Raw genomic sequence first — 26,155 nt, 5'->3', positions numbered from 1 at the left:
TATCTACCCGACTTTATCATAGTAAAACCAATTGCTAACAGCCTTTGACAAATTCAGTTACAAAGCAACCCACAATTGCGCAGCAACAATGGCGATACCGGCGATACCCGCTAGACCTAACGCCCATTGACCACCGGCGACTTGATAGCCAGTTTGCATCAGGGCTCGCTGCCTTAAGGCCATCAAAATGGGCAGGAAGATAATCATAAATACCAAGGGAATAGCAGCAAATCCCAGTACAGCTACAAACCCTTCTGGCACATACAAGGCGCACAATAATGGCGGCACAAAGGTCATTAACCAAGTGCCAACTCGCCCCTTGACGCTGGCGCTTGAGCGCGTCAGTTCGGCAATAAAATCATACAAACTTAAGGTCACCCCCAAAAATGAAGTGATCAGAGCCAAATCAGCAAAAAACGAAATCCCCTTACTCACTATCGGGCTCGCCACCATTTGCTGCAAGGCGGTCACCAGTTGTGGTAATGAACCGGAAAAACCATAAATATTGTTTGCGCCGACAGTGCCTAAAGTGACTAATAACCACAGGATATAACAGATGAGGGGAATGGTTGAACCTATCAGCAATACTCGCCGCAAGTTGCCAGCATCACCGTCTAAATAGCGCACCAAGGTGGCAATACACACATGAAAACCAAACGAGGTGAATATCACCGGAATGGCGATCATCCAGCTATCTGTCAAGGATAACGATACCTCTTGTGCCAAGGACACTTGATTGACCTCTGGAAAAAGTGACAGCACCACCAGCACCAAGAGGGCAACCATCAAGGAAAATAAAATCCGTGAGACTTTATCAACCCAAGACACCCCAAGCGCGGCAAAGCCGCCTAGCGCCAGCGTGAAAATAACCACAGCCCATTGGTTATCGAGCGAGACTTGAAATAAATTCTCGACTTTAAGCACCAATAGCGAAGATCCACCGGTGAGATACGCTGCTGTCAGTGCAAACAACAAGCTTAAAAATGACGCCCCTTGTACAAATTGCCCCTTCTTTCCCAATATTTTACCGGTAATTACATGGACATTATCTCCGACACCGGAACGTAAATTAATTTCCAGCATGAGCAGCGAGGTATACGCCGATACAGCCCACACCACCAGTAACAAGCCTAACGCAGGAATAAGCCCCAACGCCGCTGTCGCTAAAGGCAAAGCCAACATCCCCGCACCAATGGCGGTACCAGCTACGATTGCAATCGAGCCTAATATCTTTAAATTCAAATTTAAAGTCCTATTCTATTTATTAGTTATTTTGAGTGAAGGACATCAGAACTGCACAAAAGCGTATAGAAAATACCGCATCGGAAGCACTTATCCCCAATTATAACCGCCTGAATGATCCATTCAGTGCGACAATTGGCCCCTAAAGTTAAGTGGATCTTAGTGTCATCTTGTCTAGCCGAAGCGACTGACTAAATGAAGTTCAAGTATTTAGTCAATATTAACTATTTACACACTTTTCATAAGACTGCAGCGACCATAGCAAAGCTATTTCGTCGGCACAAGTCCAATCAGCAGCAGGATCCTCTGCAATCGCCAAATCCCAGTATCGATATAAAAATATGTCTCCAAATGGAGGTCCCGCCGACAATATTAGCCACCCACTCACTTAGCCATGATAACCGTTGGCAAACTGAAGCGACTTGATTACAATGCACTCCGCTTCGGGGGAGTAGCTAACCTCACTATCACGATAGTCAGGGGTGAATATCAACATACTTGGCCGCACGCCATGGTATTCACAGCCAAGAACATCCACATAGGTGTTCTCGCCCAGCAAGACCTGAGCACAGTATCCGCACTATTGGGGTGGCGGGATGCTTGTGCTTACGTATTTGCTGCCTCGTCATGAGCGCCCCCCATCGGATAAATTATGGACACACTACTCACCGGTTGCTGTTGCTGAAATTGGTGATAAAACCCAGTTACTCGCCTTATTACTCGCCGCACGCTTTCGCAATAAAACCGCCATTGTTGCCGGCATATTGTTGGCGACCATTGTTAATCATGCCGCGGCAGCCAGTTTAGGCCATTGGGCCATGGGTTTTATTGCTCCGGATGTCGCACAATACTTATTAGCCGCATCATTCTTTGCCATTGCGTTATGGGTATTAGTGCCCGATAAGATGGATGAGGAACACACCAGTTTTTATCGTCACGGGGCATTTATTGCCACCTTCATTTTATTTTTCTTGGCGGAGATGGGCGATAAAACGCAAGTCGCTACTGTAGTCTTGGCTGGACGTTTTGATGATTTGTGGATGGTTATCGCCGGTACCACTATCGGAATGTTATTGGCGAATGTCCCGGTGATCCTCATCGCGGATTATAGTGCCGAAAAATTGCCATTGGTGCTGATCCGTCGCCTCTGTGCTGGGTTATTTGCCGGCATCGGCGTCATTACCTTATTCTGGCAATAATCCAATATAACAATGCCAGCAGGATGCTGGCATTGTTAATAAGGCAACCCCGTTGCTTATTTGGCTAAGGCTTGTTTAATTCGCATGCCATAGTCGCTATCGGCTTGACTGAAATGTTCAACCATACGTTGTTGTACGCTTAAGCTCGCCTGGCTTAATGTCGAACAAATGTTACTGACCAATCGCTGTTTTTCTGCCTCACTGAAGAGACGATATAAATTGCCCGCTTGGCGATAGTCGTCTTGGTTATAACGGCTGTAACGCGCCGCTTCACCGTCGAGGCGTAATGGTGGCTCAGCGAACTCAACGGCTTCAACCACATGATCTTGGCTATTAGGGCCGTAATTTGGGCTGCTTTCGCTGAGCGTTTGCTGGCCGTGATAAGGACACTGACTCGCTGCCATCGCTCCGCCACGCTGATAATGATTCGCTTTAGTAGCATGCGGGCAATTGACGGCCAACTGATTATAGTTAGCCCCAATACGATAACGTTGGGCATCAGCATAGGCAAACAAACGCGCTTGCAGCATTTTATCAGGCGAAGCCCCTACCCCTGGCACTAAATTACTTGGGGCTAATGCCGCTTGCTCAACTTCTGCAAAATAATTCTGCGGCAAGCGATTTAACTCCAACACCCCAATTTCCATTAATGGATAATCTTGATGCGGCCATACCTTGGTTAAATCAAACGGGTTGATGGCGTAATGATTCGCATCAGCCTCGGGCATGATCTGCATATTCACTGTCCAGCGCGGGAATTGCTTATCCGTAATCGCAACCACCATATCGCGCTGACTGGAATCGGGGTCAATGCCCTTAAGAATATCCGCCTGCTCCGCGGTTAAATTAGCAATCCCTTGTTGACTCTTGAAGTGGAACTTCACCCAGAAACGCTCGCCCTTAGCATTCCATAGAGAATAGGTATGAGAACCATAACCATGCATTTGGCGATAATTGGCAGGAATACCCCGGTCTGACATTAAAATCGTGACCTGATGCATGGCTTCTGGATTAAGAGACCAGAAATCCCACATGGCCTGTGGATCTTTCAAATTAGTGTGCGGATTGCGTTTCTGAGTATGAATAAAGTCAGGGAATTTAATACCATCACGCAAAAAAAACGTTGGGGTGTTATTGCCGACAATATCGTGATTTCCGCGTTCGGTGTAAAAACGCACCGCAAAACCACGGGGGTCGCGCTCGGCATCGGCAGATCCCATCTCACCACCGACGGTAGAAAAGCGCACAAAGGTTTCGGTTTGCTTACCGACGCCATTAAAGTGATCGGCAATGGTGTAATCACTCAAGTCTTTGGTTAAGGTAAATACCCCATAGACTCCCGTTCCCTTCGCATGCACAATCCGCTCGGGAATACGCTCGCGATTAAAGTGAGCCAGCTTTTCAATTAAATGCCAATCTTGCAGCAACAATGGCCCGCGCTGACCGGCGCTAAGTGAGTTTTGATCATCGCTAATCGGTGAGCCATTTTGAGCGGTGAGATACTGAGGTTGCTTATCCATATTACACTCCATTGCATCGCTATTGATGCTAAAAATTTGAATTCCCTGAGCCAAACTTCGACTCCAATCTGATGGCCATTAGAATAGCGACATCCTGACCAACACATAAAGCGATTAAAACAAATAACATTAATCGTAAATACAGATTGAAGTGGGTATTACAGAGAATAAGGTCAAATTTTTAGTAAAACCTTGATGTGCATCAAGGTTTAGCGGTTAACCACAGTGATCTCTTGCGAACGCTGGTTTATTCAGCGCGTTTAACCACTGCGGCAGTCATTCTTGAAATACAGGTTAACTCACCGGCCGCATTAGTAATTTTCACTTCCCACACCGAAGTGCGTTTACCCAAATGAATAGGTCTGGCCGTGGCAAAGAGTTTGCCTTTACGGGAGGCTTTAATATGATTGGCATTAATTTCTTGACCCACACAAAAGTAGCGAGTGAAGTCCACTGCAAAATTTGCGGCATAACTGGCCACCGTTTCGGCCAACACCACATTAGCGCCCCCATGAACAATCCCCAACGGATTATGGACAGCCGGTGTAGCGTCCATGGTCGCAGTCATGTAATCATCACCAATCTCGGTAATGCGGATCCCCAAGGTTTGCATCAAGGTTCCCTGACCATGCATTCCTTTATCTAACTGCTCACACTGCTCTAAAGTCACAGGCTGAAACCAAATACTCATCTTTGCATCCTTGTGGTTAGGCGAAGCGGCATCTTGTGGCGTCCAAGCTTACCGCGAATAAATGAACAGACAGTGTAATGGCAATAACCAAGCTGAGGCCACCTGATTTTGCCTCTTAGCAATGGCTGTCATCAATAAAAGGCACCATAAGGCGTGTAGTGGGGCTTAGATAGGGAAAAGGTGGTGCCAACGTCCCGTTATTATTAGTCTTGGGTACGTTGGCACCTGCAGGGTAAACCGCAATTACAAGGTATGGATCGCTGCCAAGGTCAATTTAATCATTTCATTGAGTGTATGTTGACGCTCTTCCGCAGTGAGGTGTTGACCTAAGCGAATATGATCAGTCACTGTCATCATCGCTAACGCTTTGGCCCCATATTCGGCAGCCACAGCATACAGGCCGGCGGCCTCCATCTCGACCCCAAGGATGCCGTACTTCTCCATCAAGTCATAGCGATTGTCATCGCTGCAGTAGAACAGATCCGACGAATAGAGATTACCCACGTGATAGTTAACACCTTGCTGATCGGCGGCATCCACTGCGCGGCGCAATAAGCCAAAGTCAGCAATCATGGCAAAATCTGTGTTGGCAAAGCGGGTACGATTCACTTGTGAATCGGTGCTCGCGCCCATCGCCATAACCACATCCATTAACTTGATATTGTCACTAATAGCGCCACATGATCCAATACGGATGATGTTCTCCACGCCGTACTCAGTGATTAACTCTTTGGCATAAATAGAGATTGAAGGAATGCCCATGCCTGAACCCATCACTGAGACAGGTTTCCCTTGGTACTCACCGGTGTAGCCAAGCATATTGCGAACATCAGTAATTAAGCGAGTGTTATCTAAAAAATTTTCAGCAATATATTTCGCACGCAAAGGATCGCCAGGCATCAGTAATGTTTTAGCAAAATCACCTGGTTGGGCATTAATATGGGGTGTCATGGTTACGCTCCTAAACTAAATAATAAGCCGGCAATGGTACCGCTCATCAAGTTGGCCAATGCGGCAGCAATCAAAGCTTTGGCGCCGATGGCGCTCAGATCTTTCCGGCGTTCTGGAGCCAAGGCTGCCAGTCCACCTATCACCATCGCCAACGAGCCTAAGTTGGCAAAGCCGCACAGGGCAAAACTAATAATAATTTGTGTTTTTTCAGAAAGTTGGTCTTTAACAGTCAAAAAATCCATGTAAGCGACAAATTCGTTAATCACCATTTTCTGGCCGATAAAAGATGCCGCGACAGTGGCCTCACTCCAAGGCACTCCCATTACCCAAGCCAATGGTGCCAACACAAAGCCTAAAAGGTACTGCATGGTGAGGTCTTCAAAGCCAAACCAACCACCAATCCCACCTATCATGCCGTTCACCATAGCGATTAAACCGACAAAGGCTAATAACAATGCCGATACCGCTAGCACTTGCTGCATTCCCATGGCTGCGCCATTGGCCGCAGCATCAAGCACATTGGCCGGTTTATCTTCCTGGGCATCAATAATTTTCTTGATGTCATTTTCAACCGGCTCAGTTTCTGGCCACATCAATTTGGCAAATAATAAACCCGCTGGCGCCGTCATAAAGGCGGCGGTCAACACGTATTTAACATCAACCCCCATTTGGATATATCCAATCATGGTGCCACCGGCCACCGAGGCCAAACCACCGGTCATGACCGCGAACAACTCTGATCGAGTCATGCGCTTAATAAAAGGACGCACCATCGAGGGGGCTTCGATTGGACCCACAAAAATATTGGCGGTCGCTGATAAGGATTCGGCGCGGCTGGTGCCCAAGATACGGGCCAAAGCACCGCCAATCACCCCAATCACTAATTGCATGATGCCAAGGTAATATAAGACGGCAATAAGCGAGCTAATAAACACCACAACGCACAAAACGTTAATCACAAAGATAAAGCCAACCCCAAAATTGGCGAGGTCACCAAATAGGAATGACAAACCTTGATTGCCAAAGCCTATCACTTGCATGACCGCCGATGAGACGCTGTCGAGTACCGCTTGGCCGGCAGGAACGTAGAGCACAAAGGCGCCGAATAAGATTTGAAAAGTGAGGGCGCCAAGCACTGTACGCAACTGGATGGCACGGCGATTCTCAGAAAAAATGACTGCTAATCCAATCAGGCACATCATGCCGACTAAACTGATGAAAACTTCCATACAAATGACACCCTAAATCGTTGTAATGGCAGCAGTGTAACCAGTGGTGCGAGAACGACAAGAGACACAGATCACTTACTTCAGCAGAATATTAGATTATTGAATATTGACGTCCCCTTTATCACTAAAACGCTAAAGTACGCCACAAGCCAGCAAAAAACCGGCAACCAACCAACAACAAGCGCGCTTATAATTCCACCGCAGCGAATAAAAATAATATAAGCCAATGGTTATGAGAGCGGCCATTCAGTCAGGGATGGAAGGTAATAAAATTACAGAAATGAAATAATAATAATATGAATTGAGAATAATTGACCATAAAAAAAGGCGCTAGAAACTAGCGCCTTAGACATATCACCTAGTATGGTTTAGAACTCAGCAACAAACTCGTCAGAACATAAGCTCGACGTTGCTTCACACACTTGATAAGTCACAGTAGTCGCCGCGGTAGAGAAACGATCTCGGTAGCGACCATCATTGTTGGTTTCAGCGACTTGCTGACCATCACGCATGATGATGACTGAATCACCTACCGCGCCGTCCCATGCGACATCCACTAACGCAGAACCGCGGCGTGATTTGTATGCACGAGTTGCACTTGCATCAATTGAGTGTTGGAACACCTCAATCTCACGAGTCACGGTATTTGACAGGTCCTCAGCATCAGTAGCGGTTAAGCTCACGGTATAAGTCCCAGCCGCAGCGAAGACATGGCTTGGATTAGCATCTGATGACATCATGCCATCGCCAAAGTCCCAGCTATAGCTCACGATATCATCGTTGATATCAGAACTGGTGTTGGTAAAGCTCACGCTCAGACCGTCAACCTCATAGTCAAAACCAGCCTCTGGCGCAGCAGGCGTACCATCACCCACCGCAGAGAACACTAAGCCCCAGCTGTTTAAGGTACCAAGATCCGCACCCGCATTATCACTAACGTTTAAGGTCCAAGTTCCCATGGCAGACTCGCCATTAAAGGCACTTAAATCCCAGCTTTCAACCAGATCATCGGCACTGCCACCAGCACGGTTATGCAGTACAGCTTCAGTACCCGTTGGCGAAGTCAAGGTAACAATCAAGTCACCAATCCAGGTATGGGTAATATCCACGCTCGCTTCGGTGCCAAAGATTAGTAAACCTTCAGCGACCTCAATCGTGCTGGTAATACCTTCACTGTTGTTATCTGGAATAGCGACAGGAGTGTCATTGCTGTACGGGTAGTCCGCTAAGCCTTGTGGAATAACCGTCAGATTAACCGTCTTAGACTTAACAATATCACCGTCAACACCGGTCACTTCAATGGCATAATCACCCCATGCCGTATCGCTCATGGTGGCAACATCTAAGGTGAAAGTATCCCCTGCCATTGCAGAGTCAGTCGATAAACTCACTCCAGCTAATGCAGGATCGACACTAAAGCTCAAGCTAACCGTGTTATCCCAACCAGCCACACTTCCTACGCTAAATTCATAGCTGGCGCTGGCACCAGCTTCGATGGTTTGCGTACCCGGAGTGACATTTAACTTAAAGGCAGGTGAAGGATCAGCCGCTTCCAACGCATTGTTGACGTTTAGACGCTTACCAGAAACAGTTTTGCCGTTAAGTGCAGCATTGTCATCACCGCTACTCAACAACAATTCTTTCATTTCAGCGACATCAAGATCTGGATTAACAGACCACGCAAGCGCTGCCGCACCGACGACATGCGGGGTAGCCATGGAGGTACCAGAGAAGCTAGAGTAACCACCACCAGGCACGGTCGATAAAATCGCAGAACCTGGTGCACCTAAGTCAACACTGGTTAAACCGTACTGAGAAAAACCAGACATGGCATCATTATGATCGGTACTGGCTACAGCCACGATGGCATCGGAGTCATAGCTCGCAGGATAGCTGGGTGAAGCATCATTGTCATACGCACCATTACCCGCGGCAGCGACAAACATAATGCCCGCATCGCCACCGGCATCAATAGCATCTTTTAATGCTTGGCTAAAACCACCGCCACCCCAAGAGTTGTTGGTGATTTTGACATCAACACCGCGGTTAACTTTCAGATCGGTGACGTAGTTAACACAAGCAATCGCGCCGGCTGTGCTACCTGAACCGGACGAATCAAGGAATTTACAACCAATGATGCTGACATCCCAGTTGACACCCACAACACCATTGGCGTTATTACCTTTAGCACCGATAGTGCCCGATACGTGAGTACCATGGGCATTATCGTCAAATGGGTCACCGCTATTGTTTATCGCGTTGAAACCATGAACATCATCGACGACACCGTTGCCGTCATCATCGATGCCGTTACCAGCAATCTCACCTGGGTTGGTCCAAATATTGCCTGCCAGATCTGAGTGGTTATAGTCAACACCGGTATCGATCACCGCGACGACAACGTCGCTTGAACCTGTGCTGATATCCCACGCTTCGGCTGCATCGATATCAGCGTCCGCTGTGCCAGATGTTTGACCGGTATTATTTAATCCCCACAGCTCACCATAACGCGTGTCATCCGGGGTCGCTAAAGTATGTAAACGGTAATTTGGCTCTGCATATTTAACTGCAGGGTGAGCACTCATCATTTTTATGGCTTGTTTTACATCGCCGCCACGACCCAAAGATATTTGAGCCAAGCGCCCGTTCATCAGGGCTGAAAACTTATCATCGATTCCGTCGCTATTTTTATCTTGCATATAACCACGGACAAGGCGTTGTGCCGCCAATCTTTCACTCTTAGAAGTATTGTCATGATAGACAACTAAAATTGAATCTTTATCGTAACTAATGGCTTCATTTTGTTTAGCCATTTTTGAATCAGCCGCGAGGGCGCTAGTGCTTGCGAGAGCCAGCATACCCGATACAGCCAATGCTAATGGCGAGAGTTTAGTTATCATTGTTCATCCTTATTTTCATGTCATATCTACCACATGGGAAAACGTTCACTGGGTGTTAACACCACCACAGCGAACGCCTTTAATTTCCTAACCAACATGATTGTTGCCACAATTATCGGCCCCCGCCAAGGTGCTAACAAAAAATTAACACCTTTATACTAATACCCATGAACTAGCCAAATCAGCATAGCTGCGCAGATTAAAATCCTACACTACTGTAAATATTAGCCTTTTTGACTACCAATCGATAAATAAAAACTTTTAAAGCAAAAAAAAAAATAGCCTTTAGTTCAATTGTTATCGATTAGTTAACACCCTAGTTTGAATACGTCAGTTTGGAAATGTTTTCGATTTAGTAAGAAGGCGACAAACCACTAGAGGAGCAAAAAGTGCCACATGTGAAATACGGCATCGTCATGGTATTGCTGTTGTTGGCAGCTAAAGCCAATGCAGAACCAAGCGCTCAGTTAATGGAGCAAGCTGGGATATCACTAACTCTGCAAGCTGTCCTAGAAAATAGTGGCAGAGACAATGCGATACGCCTCATTCAATCGGGTGAACTTAACCAAGCAACTATGGTTCAACTGGGGGTAAGTAATGAGAGCGACATACTGCAGTCTGGTAACAATAATCAGGCGAACAGTACCCAAGTAGGCTCAGGTAATTTGATTAAGATCAGCCAACGCGGGGATGACAATCTAGCCAACATCAGTCAAATCGGACAAAACAACCTAGTTCAACTCAATCAGAGCAATGGCACTAGTTTTGCCATACAACAAATCGGGGATGGCGCCGCCATCTCAATCACACAATATAAGTGAAGGGATTGATATATGACTTCAGTGACAAAAAAATCCATTATTGCCATCGCTATTGCTGCAGCCTTTAGCGTGGGGGTTAATGCACAAGACTACCCTAATGAAAGTACCGTGACCCAAACCGGCAATAATAACGAAGCGACCACAGTTCAGACCGGAGAGCGCAACACGATAATCTCTTCACAAGTCGGCGATGACAACGTGACTGACATCAGTCAAGACGGTTACTGGCATGAAGGTTACTCAGATGTGACGGGCAATGGTAACGATGTCACTTTCACTCAAACGCTTGATTGGCAAGTTGCTAGCAGTGAAATCACCGGTGATAGCAACGTGGTTGATGTGACCCAGAATGATTATTGGAATACCACTGAAATGGTTATTACCGGCGCCAGCAATGATGTCGTCCTTAACCAAGATGGTTCCCGCAACGATACCAACGTAGAGTTGATTGGTGATAATAATACCGGTGACATTTACCAACTTGGCGATAGTAACTTTACTGTCTATCGCGCCGAAGGTAATGATAATGACTTCATTGCCACCCAAGAAGGTAATAGTAACCAGGCCGGTATGATTGGTGTCAATCTTGACCGCAATATTGGCAACAACAATGATTTAGATGCTAGCCAATTTGGTGACAGTAATTTAGCCGGTGTTCGCGGTGTCTTTGGTAATGACAATAATTTTGTGATGACTCAAGATGGCAATAACAACGTTGGCTTTGTGTATAGCATGACGGGTTCATCAAATGAAGTTGAGATTGATCAAACCGGTGACTCGAACTCAGCGGTGCTCGAATTTGCTAATGGTGACGACAATGATATCGAAATTGTTCAAGACGGCACCTCAAACCTGATTGGCGACCCTGAAGTGGCAATTATCGATGGGAATGATAACCGCATTGATATTGAACAAACCGGTAATAGCAATGCCGCTGAATTCGCTGTGATAGGCGATGATAACTTTGCCATGCTAGACCAAGAAGGCGATAGCAACTATGCCACCTTTGGTTTAGAGGGGAATGATAACGATGTATTAATGACTTCCGACGGTAACAGCAATCAAATTGCCGTGTTTGTAACAGGTGATGATAACTCTGCAGAAGTCACTCAAGAAGGCGACACTAACTTTGGTTATGTCGAAATTTCAGGCAATGATAACGACGTTAATGTTGAACAAGATGGTAACGATAACGAAGCTTTAGCGTCAGTAATTGGTGACAACAACACCGATGTAGAACTCACGCAGAATGGCGATCTCAACCTGATTGATTTAATTATCCTCGGCGATGAAAACTCAGCCATGATTAGCCAGACAGGTAATGGTAACTGGGTATCTGGTGAAGGTACTGCCTCAGGCAGCTTTGAAATCACAGGTGACAGCAACTCACTGTCGATTAGCCAAGTAGGTAATGACAACATAGTGACAGGTCTACAATCTGGTATCGGTAATGTGATTGATGTGACTCAAACCGGTGACAACAACAGCGCGATTGTCATCCAAAACTAAGCGGAAAACGTCAGCGACGTTTAAGCCAATAAAAAACTCCGGATTCATCCGGAGTTTTTTTATGCGGCAAAGTAACGTGTCACTTAACCCTTTACCCCATCAGTTCAAACTGGCCCTGATGTGTTTGCGCCCAACGCAATAACTCCACTCGATTACGAGATTGGGTTTTTCTGAAGATAGAGGAAATGTGAGCCTTGACGGTATGCTCACTAATACATAAGCGCTGCGCGATCTCTTTATTGCGTGCACCACTGCCTACCAGCTTGATGATGGTGCGTTCTCGACCAGTTAATGCTTGTAACATCATCATGGCTTCTTTCGACATTGGTGACGAATTATCAACTTTTAAAATCAATGACCGAAACACCTTACTCAAGATAGGCCGCTCATACCACAACTCCCCTTGTAACATTTTTTTTAAGCCCATCATCAGATCCATTCGCTGCTCATTGTACAATAAGCCCCGGATCCCCATGAGCAATGCTGTTTCTGCATCGATGGCATTTTGATCGACTTGATATAAGGCAACGGGAACCTGACTAATCAAGCGTGAAACCAGTAGGGGGACCCCCTTACTGTCTAATGAGGCCCCTTGATGACTGATAAAACAAAAGGCCTCAGTATTGGAATAATCAATATCATCAGCATTCTTATATACTCTTGCGTTATAGCCACTGGCCTTAGCCAACATGGCTAAATTACAAGGTGAGGCAATTTGATGTAAAAAAACAATGTCCCTGATCGTAGTCATTGACAATCCTCCTTGGACGCCAGAGTTAACAATTTGAGCATGAACCCTCCAATTGTTGTTTCATGTTAGCCATAAACATGCCAACTGAACTGAATTGTGTCTTTTTGTATCAGTCACTGCATCAGACTAAAGACTGATTTAAGTAACTCAATATAGCTTGATAGTTTGATAAATTCCCTTTTTCCAAACATTTTGCACACATTATTACAACAATTGTCACTAGATAGCGAATTGTTCTCAATGGCAAACATACACTTTAGCCATCTAGACCTCTACAAATAACCTAAAAGATGATAGCTTGAGTATTAAGCTTCGCACTTATCAAAAATGACCTATAAGGATTGAGCTGGCATTGCAATTGATTTAAAAAGACAAAACTTATTCCACTCGACAATTGCGGTGGTAATGAGTGAATACCCTATAAATATTCCAGTGAAGGTGCCCTATGGCGAAATACTCGCTCAATAAAGATAAAATAAAAATTCTATTACTCGAGGGGCTTCACCCTTCTGCCATCGAAGTTCTCACTCGGGCAGGCTATAGCAATATCGAAAGCCATAAAGGATCGCTATCCGGTGATGAACTCAATCAAGCGATTAGCGATGCACACTTTATCGGCATTCGTTCTCGTACTCAGTTAACTGCCGAGGTTCTAGCGCAAGCGAATAAATTAGTCGCGATTGGTTGCTTCTGTATCGGCACCAACCAAGTTGACATTGGTGCGGCCGAAACGCTGGGGATCCCTGTATTTAACGCGCCCTTTTCTAATACCCGCAGTGTGGCTGAATTAGTACTCGGCGAAATCATCATGTTGCTTAGAGGCATCCCTGAACGCAACGCTAAGGCCCATGTTGGCGGCTGGCTTAAAAGTGCCTCAGGAAGTTATGAAGTCCGCGGCAAGACCCTTGGAGTCATCGGCTATGGTCATATTGGGACGCAACTGGGTATTTTGGCTGAGACCTTAGGCATGCGCGTTATTTTTTATGATATCGAAGATAAGTTGCCACTGGGTAATGCCCAGCAAATACACAGTCTTACTCAATTATTGGCGAATGCCGATGTGGTCAGTTTGCATGTCCCTGAAACCGAAGCCACCCGCAATATGATAGCGGCAGAACAACTCGCCTGCATGCGCAAAGGCAGTATCCTGATTAATGCATCGCGCGGGACTGTGGTCGATATCGACGCCCTGACTATCGCATTAAAAGAGCAATGGCTTAGCGGAGCCGCCATCGATGTGTTTCCCGTTGAACCCAAATCCAATGACGAGCAATTTAGCTCGCCATTGCAGGGACTAGATAATGTCATTCTCACCCCACACGTGGGGGGTAGTACGGCTGAGGCACAAGAAAATATTGGCATTGAAGTCGCGGGCAAATTAGCTAAGTACTCTGACAACGGCTCAACGGTCTCGGCGGTCAATTTTCCCGAAGTCTCGTTACCACAGCATTCGGCTACATCACGGTTATTACATATTCACCGCAATCGCCCTGGGGTGTTAATTCAAATCAACCAAGCGTTTGCCGAAAAAGGCATCAATATCGCGGCGCAATATCTGCAAACCACCGCTGAAATTGGCTACGTGGTGATGGAAGTGGATACTAGCCATGCTGAAGAAGCCCTTATTCAGCTTCAAGCGATTGAAGGGACTATTCGTACTCGCCTGCTACATTGATAAATCGCCACCGACCTCAGTCCGCGCGGTCGGTGGCGATTTTATGCGTTAGCACACGCGGGCGACTAAGCCCTTTAAGTAAAAGCCTTCAGGGAAAGCCCCACCAATCGGGTGATCAGACGCCTGACTTAACCGCTCAATAAACTGAATATCACGCTTTGCATCGAGCGCGGCATCGGCAACGATCTTTTGGAATAAATCCGCAGGCATTAATCCCGAGCAAGAGAAAGTCAGCAAAATACCATTAGGATTCAATAGTTGCATTGCAATCATATTGATATCTTTATAACCACGGCAGGCGCCATTTAGTTGCGCTTTGTTATCGGCAAACTTGGGCGGATCAAGCACGATCACATCAAAGGTTTTGCCTTGATCGCGATAATCACGCAACAACTTAAACACGTCGGCTTCGTTGTAATGTACGTGACTGTCATCGATGCCGTTAATCGCCATATTGTGACGAGCGGTGGCTAAGGCCAAGGAAGATACGTCCACGTTTTCGATACTGCTAGCACCCGCATTGGCCGCATATAAGCCAAAGGTGCCGGTATAACAAAAACAGTTGAGCACCGACTTACCTTTCACGAAACGCCCGGCAATCGCACGGTTATCTCGTTGATCTAAATAGAATCCTGTCTTATGCCCTTTGATCACATCCACGGCAATTTTAATGCCATTTTCTTCAATCACTACTGGCATTTCAGGTAATTCGCCATGTAACAGGCCAGTCACCAGTGGCAGTCCTTCTTTTTTACGAGACTCCACATCGGAGCGCTCATAAATGGCGCAGCCTGGGTATAACTCCGCCAAGACTTCCACCAAGGTGTCACGCCAATAATCTGCGCCCGCACTTAATAACTGACACACCAACACCTGCTCATATTTATCGATAGTTATGCCGGGGAGGCCATCCGACTCAGCGGCAACCAAGCGATATCCGGTAAGCCCTTGTTCGTTAATCACATGTTCACGGCCAGCTTGAGCGCGCAAAATTCTACGAGTAAAGAAATCTTTATCGATGACTTCTTCCTTATCGAAACTCCACACTCGCACTTGAATTTGGGAGGATTCTGACCACGCGCCTCGCGCTAACCATTTGCCATCATGAGCCACCACATCGACCGTTTCGCCGTTAACCGGCTTCCCTTTCACGTTATGTATGCCACTGGCAAACACCCACGGATGATGACGTTCAAGGGATTTTTCCCGTTTAGGGTGCAGCTTAATACGAATGGCCATAGTTAATCCTAATCATTGCGACGCACAGAAATACTCATCTGCACTAAAATTGGCGAACATTCTACAAGGTTAAACCGATAAAATCAGAATAATCCGCAGCTCAAGCTGAGTAACCGTCATTGCCCAGTGTGGTTTAGCCCTCTTGAGCTACAAACACCGACAGCATACAATCGGTAACACACTATTGTTTGTAGGAACTTGTCATGAAATCCGCCGCTGCTATTTGGCCTGTATCAATTTCACAACCGTCTCTGGCGCTGTGTCAGTTATCCCATTTTGGTTTGTTGCAACTCAAAGGTGAGCAAGCACGGGTATTCCTCAATGGCCAAGTCACTGCCGACATCAGTCAATTAGCAGATAATCAATGGCGCTTTGGGGCCCACTGCGATCCCAAGGGGAAAGCCTTGGCTACATTCCGAGTCTTTGGTCGCGGCGATTGCCTAACATTGCTAATGCCAACAGATACCTTAGCGATTGATTTAGTGCAGATGCAAAAGTACGCGGTGTTTAGCAAGGTCGAACTGAGTGATGTCAGCGCGCACTGGCAAATTTTCGGACTACTGGGTAGCGATGCTGAGCAATTTATCACCGCGCAATTTGGCGATATGGCAGGCACTGCCTTAGTGCTTGACGACGGCAGCAGCATTTTACAATGCGATTATGGCTATATTTTAGTGCTGAGTCAGCAACATGCCCAAGCCGTGACTCACCAGCACGCTCCAGTCAGTGCCCACTTGTGGCAAGCCGTGGAGATTGCTGCTGGGGTGGCCAATATTGGCGCCGAGAACTCTGGCCAATTTGTGCCTCAAATGTTCAACTGGCAAGCCATCGATGGGATCAGTTTTACCAAGGGCTGTTATATGGGCCAAGAAACCATCGCACGGATGAAATATCGCGGTGGCAATAAACGGGCGCTTTACGTTGTCCAAGGCGAAATCTCGGCACCAATCGAGTCTGATACCCAGCTAGAAATGAACCTAGGCGATAACTGGCGCAAAGCTGGCACCATCATAGAGTCAACCATGCTTGATGGCCGCTTTTGGTGTAGTGCCGTGCTCGCCAATGACACGGCTATGGACACCCAGTTCCGGCTGAGCACTCAACCGGAACTGCGCTTAAGCTTAATGGCGCTACCATATACGTTAGACAGCGAATAACCTCACTATGGCGCTGGCCAGCCAGCGCCAATTTGCTAGGCGTCAGCTAGTAATTTCTGCAAGGCAACCTCTGCTTGATCAAAGGCAAAATTACCCGTTAATTCAAACACGATCTCAAAATCAGTCAAGCGCGCATGGGTACAATTTTGTAATTGCGCCACCAATGACACCGCAGCCGCATCCGATTGCTGCAATAATTCCCGCAACTTATGTAACAGTTGCTCGAGTTGGGCATCACTGATGGTTTCACCTAACTCGTTTAAGGTTTGTAATTCACGCCAAGAGTTAATGGCATTAATAATATCCATCAACAAACTCAGTAAGGCATCGCTCGACCAATCTTTGCCTAAACTAATCGCCTGCCCTGCTTCTGCGGCCAAATGCGATAAGCGATCACTGCCCAAGCTGGCCGCGACCCCTTTTAAGGTGTGGAGTAAACGTGTTAACGTCTGCCAATCTGACGCGGCATACGCCTCAGGAATTTGCGTTAAGAGTTGCGGTTGACCATTAGCAAACCGCACTAACAAGTCACCATAGAGATCATCATCAAGGTTTAATCGCGATAACGCCTTATTGCAATCGAGGGCGGCATGGGCTGGCCAGATCCCTTCAGGGATATCCTCTGGCGCCACGGCTTCTTCGCATTCAATCCCAAACTGTTGCAGCGTGTCTTTAAGCTTGCCAAACTCAAACGGCTTGGGCAACACCGCATTAAAGCCGACATTGAGGTACTCTTTAACATCGGCCTCAGTATGATTGGCCGATAACGCGACCACCACCAAATTCTTCCACCTCGGCTGAGCGCGCAAGCGTTTGATGGCGGTCACCCCATCCATGACCGGCATTTGGATATCCATTAAGACTAATTTTGCTCGGCTTTGGTCGAGAAACTCGAGGGCTTCCATGCCATGTTCAGCAATCGCAGGTAACGGTAATTGTAAGCGTTCAAATAACGCCATCACCAACTGACGGTTAAGCCCATGATCATCCACCAACAACACGGGTAAGTCTTGATCTTCTTGAGGAATAAAACCGGTGCCACCGGACATTCGCGGCCGCTCACAATCGAGGGTTAACAGAAAGCCAAACTCCCCCTCATAAGACACCAGTTCTAACTTACCCGCCATCATGGTCACTAATTGTTTGGCCAGCGCCAACCCCGGCGACATCTCGAAAATTTTGAGCAGTTGGCTTGGGTTGTACTGCCCCTGCCAACTGGCAGGCATCACTTCACATTGAAAACTGACGGTGCTGATATCCGCCATGGATTTAGCTCGGCAAGCCACGTCGCCGCCTTGCTTACTAACGAAGGCGATCAGGCAGCCCAGCACCCGCTTGAGTTTCTGGCTATCAACGATGATTTTACTGCTTTGTGGCCATTCAAATTGTAATTGCTGTGAACCGTTAGTCCATAAAGGCCATTGGGCTTGGATCTCTTGCCCCAGCCCCAACAAACTCACCGACTGACTGTCTAAGGTGAGCTTTTTAGTATCAATTTCGGCGAGCAGCAGCAGGTTACTCACCTGCCACTCGAGTTGGCGATTGGCCAGATTGATGGCTTCCATTTCATCGCGATTCACAGGCTCAAGCGAGCTTTGCAAACACAATTCTGTCATGCCATGAATCGTATGCAGCGGCGTTTGCAGCTCATCACGTAGCGAAGACAACCATAAACGCATCTGACCTAGGGTTGGCGTTTCAGCATGGGCCGGCGCAGTCACCGGCACTTTGGGAGTTGTAGGGCGCAATCTTGTCCTCCATTACAACATTGTCGCCACGGGAAGCTTAACGAGTAGGCAATCCTGTAGCCTGTTTAAGTCGACTGAAATAGTGATAAGTTTCCGCCATTATCACCTGCCTCAAGCCTATAATGGCAATCAAATTTGGAATTGCCATTAAACCGTTGACGGTATCAGCCAGTAGCCAAATGAGGTCTAACTTAATGAAGGCACCTACGGCAATCAACACCAAAAAGATCCCTTGGTATAAATGGCTTGCACGGCCTTTCGTTAAATAACCCCAACAACGTTCACCATAATAATTCCAACCTAAAATAGTGGTAAACGCAAAACACACTAATGCTATTGTTACTAAGTATTGACCAAGAATTGCATTTCCGCCTGTTGCAAATGCGGCGCTGGTCATTGCCGCCCCTGAAGCATCACCACTCCACACCCCAGTAATGATTAATACCAGCCCTGTCATGGTGCAAATAATAATGGTATCAAAGAAGGTTCCCGTCATGCTGACCAAGCCTTGCTCTGCGGGCGAATTAGTTTTAGCCGCTGCCGCCGCAATGGGGGCACTGCCCAGACCGGACTCGTTAGAGAACACTCCGCGGGCGATACCAATTTGAATCGCCTGCGCCACCCCAGCCCCTAAAAATCCGCCGGCCGCCGACATCGGCGTAAATGCCGCATGAAGCACCAATTGCAATGCCGGAATAATTTGATCGTAGAAACTTATTAATATCCAGCCACAGGCCAGTAAATAACCCATGGCCATGGCGGGCACTAAGCGTTGCGCAACCGCGGCAATCCGGCCAACGCCCCCCAGCACCACCAGCGCCACTAACGTCGTTAATACTAGCGCTGTCAGCCAATGTGGCACCTGAAAGGCGATACTCATGGCATCACTGATGGCATTGACCTGGGCAAACGTACCGATCCCAAAAAAGGCGACCCCGACACCAAACACCGCAAACGTCTTGGCCAACCAATGGAGACCCAAGCCTTTTTCGATGTAATACATAGGGCCACCTGCGATATGGCCATGGGCATCGACCGTACGATATTTTACCGCCAACAAACATTCAGCGTATTTGGTTGCCATGCCAAAGAAAGCGGCAAGCCACATCCAAAACAAGGCGCCAGGCCCGCCGACTTTGATGGCGGTGGCCACGCCGACAATATTGCCGGTACCAATGGTGGCCGATAACGCAGTACAAAGCGCCGCAAACGGGGTGAGATCGCCCTTGCCCAAGGCCGGCTTAAACAATAATCCTAAAGCCATCGGTAGACGCAATATTTGAATAAAGCCTAAACGAAAGGTGAGATACACCCCAGTACCAACCAAGAGAATTAAGGTCGCTGGTCCCCAAACAATGGCATTAAGTTGGGTAATTAAATCTTGCAAAATCATACAAATCCTCAGTTTACAAAACAACTAAATGAATAAACGGAGGAGGAAAAGAAATGGCTGGTTAGTCCGCCTAAGATCTCGGCAGAATCAGTTTGAAGCGAGCGGTAAATGATGACATTGACACTTCTCGGCAAACAGGCAAAGCAGTCACCCTCTCCTCTGTCCTTTTGCCTGAGCGTTTCACTGACATAAGCTTACGTCATCTCAGTCATGGACCAAGATAAGTTAACCCTATATCAGCTTGCGCCTTCGGCGCTGGCGAAAAAAACAGCCAGTCTCTCCAGAGGCTCGTCCAGTAACAGTCCACGCCTAACGGCACCTGAAAGAGTGCTTTATTAGTGAACGATTAACTCGCCAAACACTAATAAAGTTGCCTCGTCGGTGTGAGGTTAATTCCCCACTCTCCTGCTACCTTCATCCGAACGGATAGTCGCCTTAGCGACAGGATGAAAATAGTGCCGCGTTTGTGACTCGCTGACAAGCGCGATCATGCCAATGACACTATGGCTGCGCATAAATCAAACAAACATCACATAATCTTTAGTTGGCGCTTAAAAGTCATTCAGTTATCTTAAGGGGAGTGGCCTCAATAAAGGGAGATATCGTGGCTGAATTGGTGATGTTAGACGGTGTCAGCAAAGGCTTTACCGATGGCTCCGATTACCACGGCGTGCTCGAACAGGTGGATCTCACCCTAACTCAAGGTGACACATTGGCACTGACAGGTCCCAGCGGCAGTGGCAAGAGTACGATACTCAATTTAATGGCAGGCTTTGAGTTCCCAGACAGTGGCGACATCTTGCTTGCTGGCCGCTCAACCCGTCAGTGGCGTGATCGCCAATGGAGCGATTTTCGTCGCCGCCATTTAGGGGTTGTCTTTCAACAATTCAATCTGCTGACGCCTCTCAATGTCAGAGACAACATCGCGTTTCCCCTCCACCTCCTCGGTCAAGATTGGAATCCTTGGTGCGATTATCTACTCAAAACGCTGGAACTCACCCAGCTTAGTCACCGCAGCGTTGAACAACTTTCTGGCGGCCAACAACAGCGCGTCGCCGTCGCCCGTGCGCTAGCACATCAACCGCAGTTACTGTTGGCCGATGAACCCACAGGTAACCTCGATAATCAAGTGGGCCTGCAGGTCATTAGCTTACTCTGCGAACTGGCCAACGAAGTAGGCAGCTCAGTGCTGATGGTGACTCATTCCATGGAGTGTGCTGCCTTTATGGGCCGTCATTGGCAACTCAAGCAGGGACGATTAGTTGAGCAAACTCCCCCCTGCTCGCGGGGACATAAATGACGGCACGCAACTGGCACACCAGCCTCCTCAGCCTTAAGGTCTTTGCCGCCCATTATCGGCACAAACCTTTGCAAGCCGGCGCCATTTTGCTAGGAATTATCTTAGCTGTCACCCTGCTGACTGGCGTAAAGTCGACCAATGAAAATGCTGTTCGTAGCTACAGCGACGCCACCGAACTGCTGAGTCGTCAAGCCACGGCCTACATACTCCCGCCAAGTGGCACCGGCAGCTTAGATCAGGCTCAGTATTTTGCCTTAAGACAAGCGGGCTTACCGGTATTAGCTGTATTGGAAGGTCACATACTCGACCAGCAAGGGCGGCGCTGGCACATCCAAGGCAGCGATCTTATTGCCGCGACCGCGCTGGCGGCACCGTCAACTCCAGGGCAGCAAGGAGATCACTTTTCTACCCTTCCGCTCGCCAAGTTACTGCAAGGCGAACCTGTGGCCATTGTCAGCCAAGCATTCGCCGCCAGGTTAGCAGAACTGCCTCAGGATAGCGCCGTCATTGAGGTGGCCGGCGTCAGTCTCAGCTTATTTGCGCTCGGTAATGATGCCGGCCTTGGCGATAATATCTTGCTGGATATTAGTTTGGCGCAACAACTATTAGCGCAACAGCGGCGTTTATCTTATATCGCCATCATGACCGATGATGCCAAGCAACTGGCGCAAGCTGAGGCGTTACTTCAAGAGAATAACATCTTACGCCTCGGTGATAGCGGCGCGGCACTGACAGAGCTGACAGCAAGCTTCCATTTAAACTTACAAGCCATGGCCATGTTGGCGTTTGTGGTGGGCTTATTTATCGCCTATAACGGTATTCGCTACAGCCTAATGAAACGCCAGCGGCTGATGCTCAAATTACTGCAAGCTGGGGTCACGCGCCAGGCGTTAATGCTAGCTCTGCTGTTAGAATTGATCGTGCTAGTGCTGATTGGCTCAATCTTGGGATTTATACTGGGATTACAGCTAAGTCAATGGCTACAACCTATGGTGGCCATGACTTTAGAGCAATTGTATGGCGCACGTTTGCTCCCTGGGTATTGGCAGCTTTCTTGGTTACTAGAGGCCATCGGCCTCACATTAACGGCCTCGCTACTGGCATGTGTCCCGCTCTATCGCACCTTAACCCAGCAATCTCTGGCGCGGGCGGGTACCAATCACAGCCAAGGGCTACTGCAATTTCGCAGCCACCGCCGTCAATTTATCATAGCCTGCGCCCTGTTGATCTTAGTGGCCGTCTTGATGCCCTTCAGCGATAACTACCATCAGAGCTTAGCGTTACTCGGCATCTTAACCTTAGCTTTACCCCTGTTGCTACCACAATTAATCTTGTGGTCATTGGTGTTATTGGCACGCATAACCCCTAAAGGCCTATGGCACTATATGGTAGCCGAAACCCGCGAGTTAACCGCGCCATTGGCGCTGGCCATGATGGCTCTGCTACTAGCGCTTAGCGCCAATATCTCGATGAACACCTTGGTGGGCAGTTTTGAGCAAACCTTAAAAACATGGATGGATAACCGCTTACATGCCGACCTGTATGTGCGCCCCAATCCCGAGGATGCCGAACGTATCGAACACTGGCTGCGAAATACCCAAGGCATCCATTCTGTCTCGATCCAATGGGAGGCTTACAGCGCTATTCGGCGCAATGACGATCAACGCACCCATCCTCATCGCGTCATGCTATTGGCGCGGGATGATGATGCCATGACCGCCACCGTATCTATCAAAGCGGCTAGCCGCGAACATTGGGCCGCGTTCCTTGCCGGACATAGCCTGATGATCAGCGAACCTCTTGCCTTACGCCATCGTCTGCATGTCGGTGACTCATTGCAACTTGCCGCCACGGCGCAGCTATACCCGCAAGGATTACCGATAGGAGCAATTTATTATGACTATGGTAAACCGCTAGGCGAAGTCATGGTCAGCGAACGCTTATGGCACCAAGCCGGCTTACCCAGTTCGCAGCGCAATTTTGCGGTGGGCTGGTCACAAGATCCCGAGATATTAAGCCTCCAATTACAACAACAAGGTGTATCGCCCGCCATGATCTATAGCCAGACGGCAATCAAATCAGAGGCGATTAACATGTTTAAGCGCACCTTTTCCATCACTGTGGTACTCAATAGTCTGACCTTGATGGTCGCTGCTATCGGCCTGTTCAGTGCCAGCATGATGTTAATGTACAACCGCCAAGCGCCGCTGGCACGGCTCTATGCGCTCGGCGTATCACGGCCGCGTTTATTTGCCATGGTCACTGGCCAAATGCTGTTACTGGTGTTGATGACAGCCGCCTTAGCTCTCCCGGCCGGCGCGCTTCTGGGGTGGCTGCTCATCCATAAAGTCACATTACAAGCCTTTGGCTGGAGCATTGCTATGATCTGGGACTGGTGGGCCTATGTACAAGTTAGCGCATTGGCCTTGCTGGCCTGCGCCTTGGCGGTATTGATCCCTCTGCTCCGCCAAACCCGTCGACCGCTGATCACTAGCCTCCAACAGGAGGTGCTCTAATGCTTAAGCTTAACCTGGTATTACTCGCGACACTGTTTCTTAGCGCCTGCAGCCCGCCAACGCCGGCGCCAACTAGCCAAGGTATGGGCAAGTTGATGATCAGTAACGCTCAAGACGGCTCGCTTTTCGCCATAGTGGTACCCCAGACCCTGCTGGAATTTCCACTAGATCACCAAGCCCATGATGATTATCGCATCGAATGGTGGTACCTCACCGCCAACCTAGAGACACAACAAGGTGAACCCTTAGGTCTACAATGGACCCAATTTAGAGTCGCGTTAGCCCCGCCAGACACCGCGGCAGACCAAAGTCCTGCCGCCAATGATTGGGCCACACGTCAGTTGTATTTAGCTCACAGCGCCGTTACCACCAAGCAGCAGCACTTTGCCGCCGAACGTTGGTCGCGGGGGCAAGCACACCTGGCCGGAGTCGAGACCAACCCCTTGGCCATTTATCTCGATGACTGGCGCTGGCAAAGCCGCACGCAAGACCTATTTCCCGCCGTACTTAGTGGGGGTGATGAAGCATTTAGTTATCGCTTAAAACTCGGCAGTCGCGCTCCTTATCAGCGTCAAGGTGAGCAAGGGTTTAGCATTAAAAGCGCCGATGGCAGTGTCGCCTCACATTATTACAGCCAGCCATTTATCCATATCAAGGGTGAAGTCAGAATCGGCACACAAATCATCCCCGTGGTTGGCCAAGGCTGGTTGGATAGGGAGTGGAGTTCGCAGTTTCTCACGACCCACCAGCAAGGCTGGGATTGGTTTGCCTTACGCCTAGATCACGACACGGCACTGATGCTATTTCAATTAAGATCTGACGCTGACAGCGAACCGCATTTTTATGCGGGCCGGCTCATGCACAGGGATGGCAGTGGTCGCAGCCTCAGTGCCGACGACATCATTATGCAAGCCATTACCAGCCACGATATCCAAGGCAAAAGACTACCGACACAATGGCAAATTTCAGTCCCTACTGAACAGATAGAGATTCAAGTGACCGCCCTCAATCCCGAGGCACTTATGCCATTATCTATCCCATACTGGGAGGGACCTGTGACTATCGAAGGCAGTCACCAAGGGGTTGGATATATGGAATTAACAGGCTATTAAACTGCCCTTAGCCTTTTTTGGATTTCACCTGAGGCGATGACGACGGTACCTTAAGAATATGCCCGTGTTTAAGGCCTTTAAGCGTGCCGATGGCGGCAATTAACCACGCGGCTAATAAACCACAAAACAAGGCAACAGCCCCCCAAGCCACAATCGCAAGCTCGGTATAATGCGCCAATTGCGTAGTGCCGGTGACACAGGTGCCAACCGGAAAGGTAAATGCCCACCAAGTTAACGCAAAAGGCATTTTGCGGCGCATGGCCCGCAAGGTGAGTAACGCGGCGATAATTGACCAATAAAAAGCAAACCCCCACACTGGCACGCCATAGAGGAGCGCCATCGTATGAAAACTGGCGGCGAATGGCGCAGGCAATATCGTGAGTGCGACCCCCCCTAAACTACCGATGGCAGTCACCGATTGCCCCAACGGGCCAAGCACTATCCACAAGGTCGGCACTCGAGCACCACCCGAGGTTCCCGCGTGGGCCAAGCGACTCCAAATCAGGGTGATAATAACTAATGATGTTACCAGACTGAGACCAAACATGGCATAACAGGCATACAGCAAGGTTTGCTGCACCACTAGGCTCGTGGCATGAGGGATCAACAAGGCTCCAATGGTTGCCGATACCATCGGCGGTACCACGGGCATTAACCAGCCGCCAAAGGCCGCATCGTCAGGCATTTCGTAGCGAGTAAAATGCAAATAAGGGATCACTATCGCGGTCAGTAACCCTGTGATAGTGCCAGCAATCCATAAGCCCCAACCGAGATTAATAGCCCACACTTCAGGGATCACATGATGCCCGACCAACACCGCGCCACCGGCCACGGTTAGCATCGCCATCGGCGGCGCCCCAAAAAACTGCGCCATCACGCCATCATTCAACTGACGTTTGATCAAGTGGGGCCGCATTAGGGTTTGCCATACCTTCACCACGAGTAGTACCAACAACATCAGCGCCGCAATCACCCACACCAGAATGGCAAACCCAGTGAGCTTATCGGCGAATATAGGCAGACCAGCGGCCGCATTCGCAATAATGCCGGTGCCCATCACCGACGCAAACCAATTGGGGCCAATTTCATTGTTATATTGCACGGATTCGTTAGTGGACATGGGGATTGGTATCCTGACAGTTAACCGCGACAGACTAGTCAACTGTAGACGGTGAAGCGCAAAACGTCAGGCGTAAAACGTC

At 48.4% G+C, this 26,155-nt stretch carries 19 protein-coding genes and 1 riboswitch; of the genes, 8 read left to right on the top strand and 11 right to left on the bottom strand.

Annotated features, from left to right (window positions below; all coding sequences use genetic code 11):
• Positions 1 to 57: 57 nt before the first annotated feature.
• Positions 58 to 1,242, bottom strand: a complete 1,185-nt coding sequence (locus KU855_RS00310; RefSeq protein ID WP_218528344.1) for an aromatic amino acid transport family protein — start codon at positions 1,240 to 1,242, stop codon at positions 58 to 60.
• Between the two features lie 596 nt (positions 1,243 to 1,838).
• On the opposite strand from KU855_RS00310, the gene KU855_RS00305 reads away from it, so the two are divergent.
• Complete coding sequence (locus tag KU855_RS00305; RefSeq protein WP_218528343.1) at positions 1,839 to 2,441, top strand: TMEM165/GDT1 family protein; 603 nt, start codon at positions 1,839 to 1,841, stop codon at positions 2,439 to 2,441.
• A 56-nt stretch (positions 2,442 to 2,497) separates the two neighbouring features.
• On the opposite strand, the gene katB is transcribed toward KU855_RS00305, so the two are convergent.
• The 5 genes from katB to KU855_RS00280 all read right to left on the bottom strand — a co-directional run bounded on the left by katB (position 2,498) and on the right by KU855_RS00280 (position 9,732).
• Positions 2,498 to 3,961, bottom strand: a complete 1,464-nt coding sequence (gene katB, locus KU855_RS00300) for a catalase KatB (protein ID WP_218528342.1) — start codon at positions 3,959 to 3,961, stop codon at positions 2,498 to 2,500.
• A 247-nt stretch (positions 3,962 to 4,208) separates the two neighbouring features.
• On the bottom strand, positions 4,209 to 4,652 hold the full coding sequence (locus tag KU855_RS00295) for a PaaI family thioesterase (RefSeq protein ID WP_218528341.1): 444 nt from the start codon (positions 4,650 to 4,652) through the stop codon (positions 4,209 to 4,211).
• Between the two features lie 243 nt (positions 4,653 to 4,895).
• Positions 4,896 to 5,603 (bottom strand): purine-nucleoside phosphorylase, encoded by a 708-nt coding sequence (gene deoD / locus KU855_RS00290; protein ID WP_218528340.1) that lies wholly within the window; start codon positions 5,601 to 5,603, stop codon positions 4,896 to 4,898.
• A gap of 2 nt (positions 5,604 to 5,605) precedes the next feature.
• Positions 5,606 to 6,832, bottom strand: a complete 1,227-nt coding sequence (locus tag KU855_RS00285) for a NupC/NupG family nucleoside CNT transporter (RefSeq protein ID WP_218528339.1) — start codon at positions 6,830 to 6,832, stop codon at positions 5,606 to 5,608.
• Between the two features lie 368 nt (positions 6,833 to 7,200).
• On the bottom strand, positions 7,201 to 9,732 hold the full coding sequence (locus tag KU855_RS00280) for a S8 family serine peptidase (protein ID WP_218528338.1): 2,532 nt from the start codon (positions 9,730 to 9,732) through the stop codon (positions 7,201 to 7,203).
• Positions 9,733 to 10,121: 389 nt separating this feature from the next.
• Between KU855_RS00280 and KU855_RS19035 the strand changes: the two genes are divergently transcribed.
• A complete protein-coding gene (locus tag KU855_RS19035) occupies positions 10,122 to 10,553 on the top strand; it encodes a curlin (RefSeq protein ID WP_371316293.1) in 432 nt (143 codons plus the stop codon).
• A 12-nt stretch (positions 10,554 to 10,565) separates the two neighbouring features.
• Positions 10,566 to 12,062 carry a curlin gene (locus KU855_RS00270; RefSeq protein ID WP_218528337.1) on the top strand — a complete coding sequence of 499 codons (1,497 nt, stop codon included), beginning with the start codon at positions 10,566 to 10,568 and terminating at the stop codon, positions 12,060 to 12,062.
• Between the two features lie 91 nt (positions 12,063 to 12,153).
• Here the strand turns inward: KU855_RS00270 and KU855_RS00265 are convergent, their stop codons facing one another.
• A complete protein-coding gene (locus KU855_RS00265) occupies positions 12,154 to 12,813 on the bottom strand; it encodes a LuxR C-terminal-related transcriptional regulator (RefSeq protein WP_218528336.1) in 660 nt (219 codons plus the stop codon).
• Between the two features lie 445 nt (positions 12,814 to 13,258).
• Between KU855_RS00265 and serA the strand changes: the two genes are divergently transcribed.
• Positions 13,259 to 14,488 carry a phosphoglycerate dehydrogenase gene (gene serA / locus KU855_RS00260; RefSeq protein ID WP_218528335.1) on the top strand — a complete coding sequence of 410 codons (1,230 nt, stop codon included), beginning with the start codon at positions 13,259 to 13,261 and terminating at the stop codon, positions 14,486 to 14,488.
• Positions 14,489 to 14,536: 48 nt separating this feature from the next.
• On the opposite strand, the gene KU855_RS00255 is transcribed toward serA, so the two are convergent.
• Positions 14,537 to 15,727, bottom strand: coding sequence for a class I SAM-dependent rRNA methyltransferase (locus KU855_RS00255; RefSeq protein ID WP_218528334.1), 1,191 nt, complete (start codon positions 15,725 to 15,727; stop codon positions 14,537 to 14,539).
• 203 nt (positions 15,728 to 15,930) lie between these two features.
• Between KU855_RS00255 and ygfZ the strand changes: the two genes are divergently transcribed.
• Positions 15,931 to 16,884 (top strand): tRNA-modifying protein YgfZ, encoded by a 954-nt coding sequence (gene ygfZ, locus KU855_RS00250; protein ID WP_218528333.1) that lies wholly within the window; start codon positions 15,931 to 15,933, stop codon positions 16,882 to 16,884.
• A 35-nt stretch (positions 16,885 to 16,919) separates the two neighbouring features.
• On the opposite strand, the gene KU855_RS00245 is transcribed toward ygfZ, so the two are convergent.
• Both KU855_RS00245 and KU855_RS00240 read right to left on the bottom strand, forming a co-directional pair.
• Positions 16,920 to 18,632 (bottom strand): response regulator, encoded by a 1,713-nt coding sequence (locus tag KU855_RS00245; RefSeq protein ID WP_218528332.1) that lies wholly within the window; start codon positions 18,630 to 18,632, stop codon positions 16,920 to 16,922.
• Positions 18,633 to 18,669: 37 nt separating this feature from the next.
• Positions 18,670 to 20,025, bottom strand: coding sequence for a sodium:alanine symporter family protein (locus KU855_RS00240; RefSeq protein WP_218528331.1), 1,356 nt, complete (start codon positions 20,023 to 20,025; stop codon positions 18,670 to 18,672).
• A 149-nt stretch (positions 20,026 to 20,174) separates the two neighbouring features.
• Positions 20,175 to 20,319, bottom strand: a riboswitch (glycine riboswitch).
• Positions 20,320 to 20,629: 310 nt separating this feature from the next.
• On the opposite strand from KU855_RS00240, the gene KU855_RS00235 reads away from it, so the two are divergent.
• From KU855_RS00235 to KU855_RS00225, 3 genes are read left to right on the top strand one after another with little or no spacing between them, the layout of a single operon-like run.
• Entirely contained in the window at positions 20,630 to 21,325 is a 696-nt protein-coding gene (locus tag KU855_RS00235; protein WP_371316292.1) for an ABC transporter ATP-binding protein, read from the top strand.
• Positions 21,322 to 23,841, top strand: coding sequence for an ABC transporter permease (locus KU855_RS00230; protein ID WP_218528330.1), 2,520 nt, complete (start codon positions 21,322 to 21,324; stop codon positions 23,839 to 23,841). Before KU855_RS00235 ends, KU855_RS00230 begins: the two co-directional genes overlap by 4 nt.
• Positions 23,841 to 24,953 carry a lipocalin-like domain-containing protein gene (locus KU855_RS00225; RefSeq protein ID WP_218528329.1) on the top strand — a complete coding sequence of 371 codons (1,113 nt, stop codon included), beginning with the start codon at positions 23,841 to 23,843 and terminating at the stop codon, positions 24,951 to 24,953. The genes KU855_RS00230 and KU855_RS00225 overlap by 1 nt, the downstream gene beginning before the upstream one ends.
• A gap of 7 nt (positions 24,954 to 24,960) precedes the next feature.
• Here KU855_RS00225 and KU855_RS00220 read toward each other — a convergent pair whose 3' ends face one another.
• Entirely contained in the window at positions 24,961 to 26,073 is a 1,113-nt protein-coding gene (locus tag KU855_RS00220) for a TDT family transporter (RefSeq protein ID WP_218528328.1), read from the bottom strand.
• Positions 26,074 to 26,155 lie beyond the last annotated feature (82 nt).

Origin of the sequence: Shewanella sp. NIFS-20-20 (assembly GCF_019209865.1) — a bacterium.
Taxonomy (GTDB): Bacteria; Pseudomonadota; Gammaproteobacteria; order Enterobacterales; family Shewanellaceae; genus Shewanella.
The sequence above is the reverse complement of the archived record's forward strand: the minus strand, read 5'-3'. Positions and strand labels throughout refer to the sequence as shown.